The sequence below is a fragment of the Caballeronia sp. KNU42 genome (assembly GCF_053760385.1).
In genome coordinates this window covers 712,060-725,397 of sequence record NZ_CM132389.1, presented here as the reverse complement: position 1 = coordinate 725,397, position 13,338 = coordinate 712,060, and the positions used below count along the sequence as shown (strand labels likewise).

The window sequence follows — 13,338 nt, the reverse complement described above, 5'->3', positions numbered from 1 at the left end:
GTCTCCTGTCGGTCGCACCTGGCGCTTGAGCGTTCAGTGCGACCCCATGCATGGCCGTGCGAGGCAGATTCAGGCAGCGGCGATGGCTCCGGTGATGAGGCCGGTTACTTCTTCCGCAGAGGACGCCTCGGTCTTCTTGTCCGCGACCTTGCGCCCACGCCGCATGACGACCACGCGGTGGGCGACGTCGAAAACGTCAGGCATGCGGTGGCTGACGAGAATGACGGCAATTCCTTGTTCGGACAGGCGTCTGATGAGGCTGAGCACCTCCGCCACCTGCCGGACGCTGATCGATGCCGTCGGCTCATCCATGATGACGAGCCGCGCCTCGGAGAGGCGCGTGCGAGCGATCGCCACGGCCTGCCGCTGACCTCCCGACATCTGTCTGACGAGATCCCGGGGACGCGTCTCGGATTTCAGTTCCTTGAAGAGTTCGCCGGCGCGCCGGTACATGGTCGCGTGATCGAGGATGCGGATGGGCCCGAAACCGATCCGTGGCTCACGGCCGAGGAAGACGTTTGCGGCCGCCGTGAGGTTGTTGCAGAGCGCGAGTTCCTGATAGACGACTTCGATCCCCTCAGCGCGAGCGTCGACCGGCTTGCTGAAATGCACCTGTTTCCCGGAGATGAGGATTTCACCGTGCGAGGGGGGAAAGTTACCGGCGATGACCTTCACCAGCGTCGATTTCCCAGCCCCGTTGTCTCCCATGAGCCCGACCACCTGGCCCGCTTCAAGACTGAACGTCACGTCGGTCAGGGCGTGAATGGCGCCGAAGTGTTTGGAAACCCCTCTGAGCTCTAAGAGACTCATGGACTGTCGCGCTCGCTCCAGTGGAGCCACCCATTTATTCGGCCGGAAGACCGATAGACATGGTAGTTAATTTTTTATAGCACAACGGCGTCTTTTAGCAAGGCTGCTCAGGTCACCCATTGCGCTGGCCAGACGCTGCGATAGATGGAGGGGACATTGACAAACAGCTTTCCGATACATGTACGGTCAGGATAACGGTATGTCCAGACCCCATTGTCGCCCGCACCATGTATAGCGATTGCCTTTCGCGAACGCGGTCGACATTGCGGTCTCGACATCACTCATCCAGTATCATTGACGCACCAGATTAATGAAGAGCACGATGCCCGACGACAAGCTTTTGACTTCCGCGCCTCCTCGCATGGCCGACGTGGCGCGTATCGCGGGGGTCTCCAAAATGACGGTGTCGCGCGTGCTTGCGGGCAGGCCCGTCAGCGCGGCCACGCGTGAGCGCGTCATCGATGTGGTCAATCAAATTGGCTATGTCGCGGACGCCGCTGCCGGCGCGTTGTCGTCGGGACGTTCCTCGTTTGTCGCGGTCCTCGTGCCGTCGCTCTCGAGTTCGAATTTCTCCGATACCGTTCGCGGCATCAACGACGTGATCGAACCCGCCGGCATGCAAATGCTGTTGGCGAACACGGACTATGACCTGCCGCGCGAGGAAGAACTGGTCCGTGCGCTGCTTCGATATCAACCGCGTTGCATCGTCTTGACCGGCAGTCACCACACGGCCGAGACCCATTCGTTGCTGGCGCGCGCGCGCATCCCCGTCATCGAGACATGGGATATGCCGGCGCATCCTATCGACCGTGTCGTCGGCTTCTCGAATGCGGAGGCGTCCCGTGCCATGATCCGCCATCTGTATGAGCGCGGTTATGAGCGCATTGCTTTCGTGAGCAGTGCATCAAAACTCGACCGGCGCGGTATCGACCGCCGGCGCGGATATCTGAAGGAAGTCCGGGCGGCAGGCTGCGAACCTCGCGATATCACGAAGAGCGCCTGGACGACGACCATGGCGCACGGCGTCGCCATGGCTCACGGGGCAGCCGCGCTGCAACAGTTGCTCGAGCGCTGGCCCGACACCGACGCCGTGATGTGCGCGAGCGACATCCACGCGTTCGGCGCGGTCATGGCGTGCCATCGGCTTGGCTTGTCGGTGCCGGGCGATATCGCGGTGGCGGGGTTCGGCGACTTCGAAGTATCCAGGCACTGCTATCCGACGATCACGACCGTATCCGTCGATGCCTATGGCATTGGGCACGCTACCGGCGAGTCGCTTCTCGCGGCGCTCCATGAGGCGGAAGGCGAGGGCAAACCGGACAAGACCCGGGGCACGGAAACGGTTGTAGCAGCGAAGCGAAAACCGCAGCCGTCGGTCATCAAGATTCACTACGAAGTGGTGCCGCGCGAGAGCACATAGTGACTCGCGAGGCGCCCGCTTATGTCTTAAGTCTCACGCCAATGATCGGGTTTCCACCAGTCAGTCCACCTTGTACAGGCTATCTCCTCATGCTAGAGTCAATTGATTAGTTACCGGTAACCATCAACAGGGAGAGGTGACAATGAAAGGAAAAATTGCGTTGATCACGGGTGCAGGTTCAGGAATCGGGCGTGGCGTCGCACTGGGCTTGCTAAGTGAAGGCTATACCGTTGTGCTGGCGGGAAGAAACGAAAGCGCGTTAGCTGAAACAGTAAATATGGCCGGTTCGCACGCGGCCGACGCTCATGCAATACGCTGCGATGTTGCCGACCTCGACTCCGTCAATCGGCTGTTCACTCAGCTTGAAGATAAGTTCGGCCGACTGGATCTGCTGTTCAATAACGCCGGCACCTTCACGCCACAAAACTCACTGGAAGACATCAGCTATGAACAGTGGGTTCAGGCCGTCAACGTTAACCTGACGGGTGCCTTCCTGTGCACGCAGGGCGCCTTCCGGCTGATGAAGAAACAGCAGCCACGAGGCGGCCGAATCATCAATAACGGTTCAATCTCAGCGCATGCACCGCGCCCGAAAGCTGCCCCCTACACCGCGACCAAGCACGCAATAACCGGCTTGACGAAGGCATCCGCCCTGGACGGCCGGCCTTACAACATTGCCTGTGGCCAGATCGATATCGGCAATGTGGTGACCGACATGAGCGAGTTGATGGCGAAAGGAACGCTCCAGGCCGACGGCTCGATCAAGGTGGAGCCACGCATGTCGATGGATAACGTGGTCAAGGCAATCCTGTACATGGATAGCTTGTCACTGGACGCAAACGTCCTGTTCATGACGGTCATGGCTAGTCATATGCCTTACGTTGGCCGAGGCTGACGCAAGCAGTTGGTAGGAGCAGAATTTCATATTCGGCCATCCTGCCGCGCGTCTTTGGCGGCATCTGGGGTGGGGCGTTATTATCGTGATGGTGGCGGCGCTGAGTGGAAGACGGAAAACTCGTTAGGAAATCGAAATGAATAATCCTGCTATCGAAATATTTGACGAACGTGCCCGCGATCTCCTGAGCGCCGATGCGACGCTGGAGAAGCTTGCAACCGGATGTATCTGGAGCGAGGGTGCAGTCTGGATGCACGAAGATGGATCCGTGCTCTGGAGCGATATTCCGAACAACCGCATGATGCGCTGGCAGCCTGAGGAGGGCGGGAGCGTCTGGCGCGATCAGGTGGAATATACCAATGGCCACACTCGTGAAGCGGACGGGAGCCTGCTGCATTGCTCCCACGGTCAACGCGCAGTCATCCGGACCCGGTTTGGCCCGAATCTCAGTCAGCCTGTTGATGAAGTCGTTGTCGACAACTACCATGGCCGGCGACTGAATTCACCCAACGATGTAGTCGTCAAGAGCGACGGGACGATCTGGTTCAGCGATCCGCCGTATGGCATTTTGTCGGATTACGAAGGGCATCAAGCCGCTCAGGAAATGCGCGGTTGCCATGTGTTTCGATTTGACCCGCGTAACAAGGCGCTGGATGTAGTGACTGACCTTCTCATCTGCCCGAATGGCTTGGCGTTCTCGCCGGACGAGTCATTGCTTTACGTCTCGGATACGTCGAAGGTTCCGTACGGCGACAAGGGTTTTCACAACATCCGCGTATTCGATGTAGTAGACGGTCGAACGCTCGCCAACCCTCGGATCTTCGCTACGATTGCTGAAGACGAGGGACTGTCCGACGGGTTTCGGCTGGACAGCCGGGGCTGGGTCTTCAGCAGCAGCGCGATCGGAATCCAGGTCTTTCATCCCGATGGCACCAGGCTTGCGCTCATTCATGTACCGGAAATTGTGGCGAACGTGACGTTTGGGGGGGAGAACCGCGACCAGATGTTTATTGTCGCTTCCACGTCCCTGTACCGTATTAACGTGAACGCGCAAGGCATACAACGCCCGTGAGCGTCGGAAAGACAAAGCTAATGCGCCCTCAGGTCGGACAGGAAAGCCTTGGACCGTGCATGCTGGGGCGCTGTAAAGAATGCTTCCGGAGCGTTTTCTTCGAGAATGACGCCTCGGTCCATGAACCAGACCCGGTCGCTTACCTCGCGCGCGAATCCCATTTCATGCGTCACGCAGACCATGGTCATGCCGTCTTTGGCAAGCGACTTCATGACGCTTAAGACTTCCCCCACCATCTCAGGGTCCAACGCGCTTGTCGGCTCGTCAAACAGCATGACCGGAGGGTTCATGGCGAGCGCTCGCGCAATCGCGACTCGTTGCTGCTGTCCGCCGGACAGTTGTTGCGGATAGGAGTTTGCCTTGTGGGCGAGCCCGACCCGGTCGAGCAAAGCCACGGCCTGCTCCCGGGCTTCACGTTTGCTCCGTCCCGATACGCGGACGGGCGCCAGGCAGACATTCTCGGTCACAGACAAGTGCGGAAAGAGGTTGAACGACTGAAACACAAAGCCGATGCCGCTGCGAAAGTCATTGATTCGCAGACCGGGTGCATGAATATCCTGTCCGTTCACCTGGATAACACCTGACTTGATCTCCTCGAGCCGATTGACGGTCCGAATGAGCGTGGATTTCCCCGAACCGGATGGGCCGCAAATGACGACGACCTCGCCTTTCTTTACTTCGGCCGTGACGTCCGTGAGCGCCTGATACTCCCCGTACCACTTATTGACCATCGAGAACTGAATCATTTGCAATGCTCCTGAGCTGCGTGATCTTGGGGGTTCGCTTGCGCGTGATGGTGCGCTCCAGGTGTTGAGCGCATTGTGTGAGCACGAAGCACACGAGAAAGTAAGTGATGGCCAAAATGAGAAAAACGGGAAATGGGCGCGTCAGCAAATTGTTATTCACCTGATTTGCCGAAAAGGTCAGTTCCTGCACGCTGATAACGTACCCAATAGATGTCTCCTTGATGATCGAGACGAACTGGCTGATGATGCTGGGCACCATGTTGTAGAGCGCTTGCGGCATGATCACCCACAGCATCGTCTTCCAATATCCCATTCCCAGCGCGCGCGAGGCCTCGACCTGTCCCTTCGGAAGCGCCTGGATGCCTGCGCGTACCACCTCGGAGAGATAGGCCGACTCATAGACGATGAGCGTGCATATAAGCGTCGTGAACGCGGTCACGCTGTGACCGACCAGGACGGGTACAAGGAAGTATCCCCAGAAAACGAACATCACCAGGGGAACGCCGCGCACGATGTAGACCAGTACGGTAGAACTCGCGTAGAGAAATCTGATGGGCGAGGTCCTGCATAGTGCGATTGCAATGCTGATGGGGAAAGACAGAACCAGGCCCATCACGGAAAGAATGAGCGTCAGGGCAAGGCCACCAAGCGGGCCTCTCGGATACTGTCCGACCAGCAGAAGCAACCAGTTGTCTTGAATGATGTCGAGCATGGGTTACCTCGCCTGGTTCTGAATACGTTTTTCAACCAGGGCGCCCAGTCCCATCAGACCCAGGGAAACGGCGAGATAGAACAATGTCGCAACGGCGTAAGCTTCGAACGTCCTGAACGTTTCGTTCTCGATCTCACGAACGACGTACGTCATTTCCGCGGCGCCAATGGTCATCGCCAGGCTCGTGTTCTTGAACAGCAGAACGGTGTGATTGATAAATGTCGGCAGCGCATTTCTAATGGCTTGTGGAAGCGTCACATAACGCATGGTGCCGAAAAAGCTCAGACCCAGGGATCGTGCCGCTTCCTGTTGACCGTGGTGCACCGACCTTAGGCCGCTGCGGAGGTCTTCAGAGAAATACGCCGACATGCACAGGCCGACTGCAATCGACGCAAAAATCAACTCTCCATCGTGTGCATTGATCCATGACTGCGCGGCGTCTGGAAGAAGTGTCGGGACCCCAAAATACCAAAGCAGAATCTGCACGAGCATAGGAACGTTCTGGTGGTAAGCAACGAATGCGGCAACGGCTTTAGTTGCTACGGGAATGCCGGATGCGCGCAGCACTGCGAGCACCACGCCGAGTCCTACCGCCAGGATCCAGCTCGTTGCCGTCAGCTCGAAGGTCTTGATTGCCCCCGACACAAGCAGATGTGCAAAGGGTCCCGCAAAGATCGGGTCGAAATCAAGGCGTCCAGACATGCATCGCTCCTTCTGTCAGATCTCGCTGGCTATCCATATTTGATTAGCCGGGAATGGGTGCAGTGGTGAAATCGCGCTTCATCTTGAAGGGCGAACCGGTTCCGAGCCACTTGTCGAAAATCTGCTGCGACTCACCGGACGCCTGCATCTTCACCAATGCGCTGTTGACTGCATCGGCTAGCTTGGGTTCATCCTTCCTCATTCCGAGCCCCCAATATTCGCGGCCGACCGGCGGGTTCAGGATGGTGATCGTGTTGGCGTTAGCGCCGAGCTTGTCGATGAACCGGTGCATGAGGCTCTCCGACAGCACGTATCCATCGACCTTCTTTTGGGCCAGGGCCATGAACGCGGATGGCGCGTCGTCATAGCTGACAATTTGTGCGGTAGGCAATGCGCGTTGGACCATGGGTATGTTGCTCGAGCCCTTGATTGTGCTGATACGTTTGCCTGCCAGGTCGTTGAGTGTCTTGTTAGCGCTTCCTGTGGATGCGGCAATCACCTGGTTGCTGACGAAATAGGTGTCCGAGAAAGTAATCTGTTGCGCACGCTGCGCGTTGTATCCGAGAACAGCGGCAAGAATATCGACGCGTCCTTGCGTCAGTTCGGGAATGCGTGCGTCCAGTGACAGGACTTTCAGTTCGGGCTTGACGCCCAGCTCCTTTGCCACGCCTTTGCAGAAGTCGACGTCATAGCCGACTATTTCGCGGCTATCGGGGTCTTGAAAGCCAAAGGGTGCGCCGTTGCTGAGAACCCCGCATACAAGTGTGCCATGTGCCTTTATGTCGGCAAGCTGGTCGGCGTTCGCAACCTTCGCGCCGGTCACCAGAGCGACGACCGCGGCTACCGCGATGCTTGTTTTGTATCGGTTCACTAGAGTTCTCCAAAAGGACGAGAGTTGAGTCGGCGTATGGGTTTAAGGGTTATTGCCTAGTACCGTGCGACCCTGTTGGAAATCATTCTTCCACGCAGAAAATCCGTTAAAAAGTGATATTTTTAGATAGTGTTGCATCGCTTTTATTCATCAAGTGACCGGAAATAAAGCGATGGTAAAACATCAAAAAAAATCGCTTTTCGTCTAGTTTTACGAGACTTATCGTGGACCCGAAATGTCGCGAGAGTGTCTTGCGAATGACGACGATAAAGGGATAGACGATGGAAAGCGCCGACGGGCAACTTTTCAGCGACGCGCTGATGCGCGTTGTCAGGGAGAGGTTTCACTATGTTGATTCGGACTTCACGGGGCGCAAACGGCTCTACTTTGACAACGCCGGCGGCTCGTATCGCCTGAAGAGGGCAGTCGAGCGATACGCCGAAGTCGACTTGATTCCGGATAATCCGGAGCGCATCCATGAAGTCGCCCGTGCGTTGCAGGCAATACAAAAGAAGGGGGCCGAAGATGCCCGCCTGATCCTGAACGCGACAGATGGAACCATCTATGCCTCGTTGACCGCCTCGGGCGCCATGTTCCAGATGGTCCAGGCGATTGCGGGAGCCGTTCCCGGGACCAACATGGTGACGACGGTTTTGGAGCATCCGTCCTCATACGACGCCATGGCCCTATACGCGGGAGGACTGGGTAAAGAGTTGCGTGTGGCAAAGAGCAATCGTGTTACAGGCGGAATAGATGTCGAGGAGGTGCTTGGTCTGATCGATTCCGAGACTTGCCTGCTTAGTCTTATTTATGCCTCGAACATCACGGGCGCAAAAATCGACCTCGAGCGGATTGTGCGGGAAGCAAGAGCGATCAAACCGGATTTGTACATTGTTGTCGATGCCGTGCAGCACGCGCCGCACGGCTTGATCGATGTAAAAAAGACACCGGTTGACGGCATCAATTTTGCACCCTACAAATTTTTTGGATGCAGAGGGTCCGGTATCTCGTGGCTCTCTGCCCGCGCGGCGAGGTTGCCCCATCAGAAGCTTGCCGCAAAACCGGAAGATTACTGGGACCTGGGCAGTTCGGCGCCGGCGCAGTTCGCCGTCGTGACCGAGATCGTGGACTATGTATGTTGGCTCGGAGCTCAGTGCGTGGATTCGACTGATCGCAGGACGCAATATGCGGCGGGCATGAAGGCTATCGGATTGCACGAGCGTGCCCTTCTTTCAAGAATGCTCAACGGAAGCAGAGAAGTACGCGGGCTTCGCGGCCTGCCGGGCGTCAAGGTATTACTGGACCACGGTGACCTGACCCGCCGCGACCTGATTCTCGCTATTGCGTTCGAAGACCTTGCCGAGGTCGATGCGGTCAGGGAATACGAGCACCGGGGCGTCATTGTCTATGAGCGGGTTTCAACCAGCATCTACTCGAAGCGGATGCTCGAATCGTTCGGGTTGACGGGCGCGGTCCGCATCTCGCCCCTGCACTGCAATTCGCCCGAAGACATAGATACATTTCTCCAGGTGACTGCCGATATCGCCGAGAAGGCGGCTGTCAAACGCGTCAGCGCGTAACTTCGTGGCTGGTTTGCAGATCCGTTTCAGCCGGCAATTTGCGAAGGGTGAAATGAGTCTAAAAAGAGATGTTATTGTTGCCGATAACATCTCTTCTGCACTTGTACCCGGACCGGCATGCTTACTTTCAAACAGATGGAAGCGTTGTACTGGATTGTCCAGTTGGGATCCTTCGAGGCCGCTGCGGGCAAATTGAACGCGAGCCAGTCGGCGATATCGAAACGGATCCATGAACTGGAGTCGACATTCGACTTCCTGGTATTCGACCGGACGTCGCGTAGCGCCCGGCTTACCGAAAAGGGCAATGAGCTGTTCGAGTATGCGAAGGAGTTGCTGGAACGGCGGGACGAAATTGTCGAGCGGGTAAGCGCCAAGGAGGTGCTCGTTCGGCGGGTCCGAATAGGGGTCACCGAACTCACGGCGCTTACGTGGTTACCGCGCCTGATATCTGTTATTAAAGAAACCTATCCAAAGGTCCTTGTTGAAGCTGAGGTCGAGCTGAGCGCCACGCTGAGGGACCGGCTCGCTAACGATACCGTGGACCTGATCGTTGTTCCGCAGGGTACAGCAAGCGAGCGTTTTACCAGCCTCCCGATCGGCACCGTGGAAAATGCCTGGATGTGTTCTCCCTCGCTTCATTCCGGCAAAGCGACAATCCCCATCGCGGACATTGCCCAGCTTCCCTTGCTTCTGCAGGGCAATCTCTCAGGGACTGGCCTGACTTACTCGCAGTTCTTGTCCGAGAACGGGGTGAGCACGGCGAAAATCCTGGTGGCAAACAACCTGGTCGCTCAGATCGGGCTGACAGTCTCGGGAATGGGCGTGAGCTACCTTCCGAAGACCTGTCTTAACTATATGGTCACGGCGGGTATCCTGAAGATTATCAAAACGAAGCCCGCTCTTCCGCCGGTCCATTACGTGGCGCTCCACCGAGCAGAGCACGCTTATTCGCTTAGCAATCAGGTCGCGCAACTGGCGCAGAAGTGCTGCGATTTCAATGCGAATCTGCTGGATCCGCGGGCGTTATCGCCGGAGAAATGAGCCTGGGTGCATCAACGGTTTACCGCTTTCGTTGTAGGGCGGAAGGCACTCATCGATGCGTCGGACCGGCAGGCTGATCGAATCGAACCAGCCCCGACGGATCGCTTTATTGGTGACCAGTCCAAAGAAGTGTTCGACCTGATTCAACCACAGACCTATTGATTCCGCGACGCGGGTGCTGCTACAGAATCGCCATCGACTCCGTCAGGTTTTGCTTCATGTAGTCGAGGAATCGCTTCTGGAAAAGCATGGTGTGCTCATGGGCAGCTTTCTCGGCTGCGTTAGCGTCTCGCCTCGCAATTGCGTCGATCAACTCGTCGTGGTCGCGCCCAAGCTTCGTTGCGGTAGGCGAGCTCACCGTGAAGTCGAAATGCAGGTGAAGCAGGCGTTGCCCTTCCCCGAGAAGCCGCTCGTAATACCCGAGGAAATACGGGTTGTTCGCTGCATGCGCGATTGCCATGTGCAACGCCTTGTTCGTCTCGGACATCGCCTGGAAGTCGCCACTGGCGATGGCCTCCATGTAGACATCGTCCGCGTGGCGGATGCGGGCCAAATCCGACGCAGTGTGCTGCGTGGCGGCCAGTCGGGTGACTGCCCGCTGAATGAGGTCGAGGGCCGAGATATATTTTGGAAACTCCTCGATTTCGAACGGCGTGACGAGCGTGGTCCGGTTGGGCAGAATGGTGACCAGTCCTTCACTGATGAGTCGCGCGAGCGCATCCCGGACTGGCGAACGCGACAGTCCGAACTGTGCTGCCAATGAGACCTCGTCCAGTTGGACGCCCGGCTTGAGCTTGAGGGTGAGTATCTGCTTGCGCAGTTCCTCGTAAATATATCGCCCGCCATGCCGGCGACCACCTGCTTCCGTCTCAGCCGCATTTTTGCTCATCGATTCACCGCCTTCGTCGTGGGCCCGGAAAGACGGACGTGCATTCAAGTTTACCATTGCGCACCTTTCATCAAGCGCTCGGGAAGCCCGAGCCCCACGTATCGCTCAGCATGAAGCCGGCGGCCAGCGGATCGTCCGGGTCGACTCCGAGTTGCTGGATTCCGTAAATCCACGCGCGACCCTGGATACGCGGGAGGACCGCGGCCTTGCCGGCAACGTCGGTCCACCCTAACAACTCGACCTTGAACTCCCCGTTAATGATGGAACGCGAGGTAAGGCGACTGCCCGTGCTGACCCGGCCTCGTGCGGCCAGGGTTGCAAGATTCGCCGAACTACCCGTGCCGCACGGAGACCGGTCAACGCGACCGGGAGGCAAGGTGGTGCAGGTCTGGTAGAGCTCATCGCTCACGCGATTGCGGAACATGACGTACGCCACGTCATTGATCTGTTCATACAGTGGATGCTGAACCTGAATTTGCCGATTGATTGCATCCTTGAGCTTGACGCCGGACTCGGCCAGTTGCCGGGCATTTTCCGGCGCAATGTCGAGCCCAATCTGGCTTACGTCCACAAGCGCGTAGTACACGCCTCCGAAAGCGATGTCTGCCCTGATTGTCCCGAACTCGGTTGTTTCGACTTCGAAGTCGAGGCGCTCGACAAACGCAGGCACCATATCCAGCGAGACGCCGAGGCATCGCCCGTCCTCGCAGGCGGCACGGGCCGTAACGAGTCCTGCGGGGGTGTCCAGCACGACCGTGGTCTCCGGCTCCTGCATGGGTACCATTCCGAGTTCGAGAAGCGCAGTGACCACGCAGATGGCGTTACTGCCGGACATCGGGTGTGCCTTGTCCGCTTGCAACACGATAAAACCTGCGTGGGCTTCGGGGCATGTTGGAGGCAAGAGCAGGTTGACTGACATTTGCAGGCAACCGCGCGGCTCAAGGACGACCAGCCGTCGAAGGCTGTCGTCAACTTCGTTTATGTAGTTCATCTTGTCGAGCATGGTCTTGCCGGGGATATCAATGATTCCACCGGTAATGACCTTGCCGATTTCACCTTCGCAATGCACATCGACGAGCTGCAGCGTCTTCTTCCAGCGCATGATTGTCCTGCCTTATTTGATGTACCAGCCCCACGGCTTGTCGCTGTTGTAGCGCGTAATCTGCTTGGTCTCGAGGTAATTATTGAGGCCCCACTCGCCGAGCTCGCGTCCAATGCCGCTCTGCTTGTAGCCTCCCCACGGCGCCTCCGTGAAGGTCGGCTGCGAGCAGTTGATCCACACAATCCCGGCTCGCAATGCACGCGCTACCCGCTCGCAGCGTTCAATGTCACGTGACATGACGGCGGCCGCAAGACCGAAGCGCGAGTCGTTTGCCGAGCGCACGGCTTCAGCCTCGTCGTCGAAGGGACGGATGCAGACGACAGGACCGAAAATTTCCTCCCGCCAGATCCAGCTATCTTCGGGTACGTCAGCGAACACGACGGGTTCCATGAAATAACCTTTGTCCAGATTTGCCGGGCGGTTTCCGCCCGTGACCAGGCGCGCCCCGTCTTCCTTGCCGCGTACAACCGCCGCGAGGACCTTGTCGTACTGGCTACGGCTGACAAGAGGACCGAGCAGCACGCCCTGCTCAAGACCATTTCCTATCGTGATCTTGCGCGTCTCCTGCTCCAGTCGCTCAACTAGCCGTTCGTAGAGGTCTCGTTGCACGAGAACCCGCGATGTGGCGGAACAGACTTCCCCCTGGTTCCAGAAGATGCCGAACATGATCCATTCAACCGCCGCTTCGATATCGCTATCGTCGAACACGATGAAGGGCGACTTGCCGCCTAACTCAAGGCTGACATTCTTGATGTCACGCGCCGCTGCCTGCATGATCCGGCTGCCGGTTGGAACACTGCCCGTGAATGCGAGCTTGTCGATATCCGGGTGCTCGCTCAGCGGCGCGCCGGCATCCTTGCCCGAGCCGGTCACCACATTCAGCACGCCGGCTGGCAGGCCGGCTTCAAGGGCGATATCCGCAAGCTCGAGAGCGGTCAGCGGTGTGAACTCGGAGGGTTTAAGGACCATGGTACATCCGGCAGCTAACGCGGGCGCGACCTTCCAGGCGGCCATCAGCATGGGGAAATTCCACGGGATGATCGCAGCTGCGACGCCCACCGGCTCTTTTCTTGCCACCGAGCTGAAACGCTCATCCGGCAGCGCGACCGGCCTCTCCGCATTGCCGTCCAGCTGTTCCGCAAGGCCCGCGTAAAACTCAAAGCAGCCGGCCACGTCGCCCAGGTCCCAGAGTGCTTCCGGCAGCGGTTTACCGTTGTCACGCACCTCGATCTCGGCGAGTTCGGGCAGGCGCTCACGAATTCCCGTCGCGATCCTGCGCAGAACAACGCCGCGCTGCGCACCGCTCATTCGCGGCCACGGGCCGTCATCGAATGCGTGCCTTGCCGCATTGACGGCCAGGTCGATATCTTCAGCGGTTGCGGCAGCGACGTTCGCAAGAACTGACTCGTTGCTGGGGTCGATGGTTTCAAAGGTTCCGCCTTTGACAGGCGCCACCCAACGGCCGTTGATGAAAAGTTGGTCGTACGATTTCATGAGG

General features: G+C 57.9%; 13 protein-coding genes. 5 read left to right on the top strand and 8 right to left on the bottom strand.

The annotated features are described in order from the left end of the window. Window positions 1-69 precede the first annotated feature (69 nt). Entirely contained in the window at window positions 70-810 is a 741-nt protein-coding gene (locus tag ACSOSP_RS22405) for an ATP-binding cassette domain-containing protein (protein ID WP_455313110.1), read from the bottom strand. 361 nt (window positions 811-1,171) lie between these two features. On the opposite strand from ACSOSP_RS22405, the gene ACSOSP_RS22400 reads away from it, so the two are divergent. The 3 genes from ACSOSP_RS22400 (at window position 1,172) to ACSOSP_RS22390 (ending at window position 4,197) form a co-directional block, all read left to right on the top strand. Further along, window positions 1,172-2,230 carry a LacI family DNA-binding transcriptional regulator gene (locus ACSOSP_RS22400; RefSeq protein ID WP_455313635.1) on the top strand — a complete coding sequence of 353 codons (1,059 nt, stop codon included), beginning with the start codon at window positions 1,172-1,174 and terminating at the stop codon, window positions 2,228-2,230. 142 nt (window positions 2,231-2,372) lie between these two features. Then, on the top strand, window positions 2,373-3,125 hold the full coding sequence (locus tag ACSOSP_RS22395) for an SDR family oxidoreductase (RefSeq protein ID WP_455313109.1): 753 nt from the start codon (window positions 2,373-2,375) through the stop codon (window positions 3,123-3,125). Window positions 3,126-3,261: 136 nt separating this feature from the next. Then, window positions 3,262-4,197, top strand: a complete 936-nt coding sequence (locus ACSOSP_RS22390) for an SMP-30/gluconolactonase/LRE family protein (protein ID WP_455313108.1) — start codon at window positions 3,262-3,264, stop codon at window positions 4,195-4,197. Between the two features lie 17 nt (window positions 4,198-4,214). On the opposite strand, the gene ACSOSP_RS22385 is transcribed toward ACSOSP_RS22390, so the two are convergent. Genes ACSOSP_RS22385 through ACSOSP_RS22370 form a run of 4 tightly spaced genes read right to left on the bottom strand, consistent with a single transcriptional unit; the run spans window position 4,215 to window position 7,228 of the window. Beyond that, entirely contained in the window at window positions 4,215-4,943 is a 729-nt protein-coding gene (locus tag ACSOSP_RS22385) for an amino acid ABC transporter ATP-binding protein (protein WP_455313107.1), read from the bottom strand. Continuing rightward, the gene (locus ACSOSP_RS22380) at window positions 4,918-5,655 is read right to left on the bottom strand and encodes an amino acid ABC transporter permease (protein WP_455313106.1); all 738 of its coding nucleotides are present in this window, start codon (window positions 5,653-5,655) and stop codon (window positions 4,918-4,920) included. Before ACSOSP_RS22380 ends, ACSOSP_RS22385 begins: the two co-directional genes overlap by 26 nt. A gap of 3 nt (window positions 5,656-5,658) precedes the next feature. After that, complete coding sequence (locus ACSOSP_RS22375) at window positions 5,659-6,357, bottom strand: amino acid ABC transporter permease (protein WP_455313105.1); 699 nt, start codon at window positions 6,355-6,357, stop codon at window positions 5,659-5,661. A 43-nt stretch (window positions 6,358-6,400) separates the two neighbouring features. Next, window positions 6,401-7,228 (bottom strand): ABC transporter substrate-binding protein, encoded by an 828-nt coding sequence (locus tag ACSOSP_RS22370; RefSeq protein ID WP_455313104.1) that lies wholly within the window; start codon window positions 7,226-7,228, stop codon window positions 6,401-6,403. A 281-nt stretch (window positions 7,229-7,509) separates the two neighbouring features. On the opposite strand from ACSOSP_RS22370, the gene ACSOSP_RS22365 reads away from it, so the two are divergent. Further along, window positions 7,510-8,808, top strand: coding sequence for an aminotransferase class V-fold PLP-dependent enzyme (locus ACSOSP_RS22365; RefSeq protein WP_455313103.1), 1,299 nt, complete (start codon window positions 7,510-7,512; stop codon window positions 8,806-8,808). Between the two features lie 117 nt (window positions 8,809-8,925). Continuing rightward, the gene (locus ACSOSP_RS22360; RefSeq protein WP_455313102.1) at window positions 8,926-9,849 is read left to right on the top strand and encodes a LysR family transcriptional regulator; all 924 of its coding nucleotides are present in this window, start codon (window positions 8,926-8,928) and stop codon (window positions 9,847-9,849) included. A gap of 181 nt (window positions 9,850-10,030) precedes the next feature. Here ACSOSP_RS22360 and ACSOSP_RS22355 read toward each other — a convergent pair whose 3' ends face one another. From ACSOSP_RS22355 to ACSOSP_RS22345, 3 genes are all read right to left on the bottom strand, one after another. Beyond that, window positions 10,031-10,738, bottom strand: coding sequence for a GntR family transcriptional regulator (locus ACSOSP_RS22355; protein ID WP_455313101.1), 708 nt, complete (start codon window positions 10,736-10,738; stop codon window positions 10,031-10,033). A 70-nt stretch (window positions 10,739-10,808) separates the two neighbouring features. Further along, window positions 10,809-11,840, bottom strand: coding sequence for a proline racemase family protein (locus ACSOSP_RS22350; RefSeq protein WP_455313100.1), 1,032 nt, complete (start codon window positions 11,838-11,840; stop codon window positions 10,809-10,811). Window positions 11,841-11,852: 12 nt separating this feature from the next. Further along, a complete protein-coding gene (locus ACSOSP_RS22345; protein ID WP_455313099.1) occupies window positions 11,853-13,334 on the bottom strand; it encodes an aldehyde dehydrogenase family protein in 1,482 nt (493 codons plus the stop codon). Window positions 13,335-13,338 lie beyond the last annotated feature (4 nt).

Bases quoted from the DNA above. Each gene is read 5' to 3' on its own strand.
- ACSOSP_RS22405 (WP_455313110.1), bottom strand. From the start codon at position 810: ATGAGTCTCTTAGAGCTCAGAGGGGTTTCCAAACACTTCGGCGCCATT.
- ACSOSP_RS22400 (WP_455313635.1), top strand. From the start codon at position 1,172: ATGGCCGACGTGGCGCGTATCGCGGGGGTCTCCAAAATGACGGTGTCG.
- ACSOSP_RS22395 (WP_455313109.1), top strand. From the start codon at position 2,373: ATGAAAGGAAAAATTGCGTTGATCACGGGTGCAGGTTCAGGAATCGGG.
- ACSOSP_RS22390 (WP_455313108.1), top strand. From the start codon at position 3,262: ATGAATAATCCTGCTATCGAAATATTTGACGAACGTGCCCGCGATCTC.
- ACSOSP_RS22385 (WP_455313107.1), bottom strand. From the start codon at position 4,943: ATGATTCAGTTCTCGATGGTCAATAAGTGGTACGGGGAGTATCAGGCG.
- ACSOSP_RS22380 (WP_455313106.1), bottom strand. From the start codon at position 5,655: ATGCTCGACATCATTCAAGACAACTGGTTGCTTCTGCTGGTCGGACAG.
- ACSOSP_RS22375 (WP_455313105.1), bottom strand. From the start codon at position 6,357: ATGTCTGGACGCCTTGATTTCGACCCGATCTTTGCGGGACCCTTTGCA.
- ACSOSP_RS22365 (WP_455313103.1), top strand. From the start codon at position 7,510: ATGGAAAGCGCCGACGGGCAACTTTTCAGCGACGCGCTGATGCGCGTT.
- ACSOSP_RS22360 (WP_455313102.1), top strand. From the start codon at position 8,926: ATGCTTACTTTCAAACAGATGGAAGCGTTGTACTGGATTGTCCAGTTG.
- ACSOSP_RS22355 (WP_455313101.1), bottom strand. From the start codon at position 10,738: ATGAGCAAAAATGCGGCTGAGACGGAAGCAGGTGGTCGCCGGCATGGC.
- ACSOSP_RS22350 (WP_455313100.1), bottom strand. From the start codon at position 11,840: ATGCGCTGGAAGAAGACGCTGCAGCTCGTCGATGTGCATTGCGAAGGT.
- ACSOSP_RS22345 (WP_455313099.1), bottom strand. From the start codon at position 13,334: ATGAAATCGTACGACCAACTTTTCATCAACGGCCGTTGGGTGGCGCCT.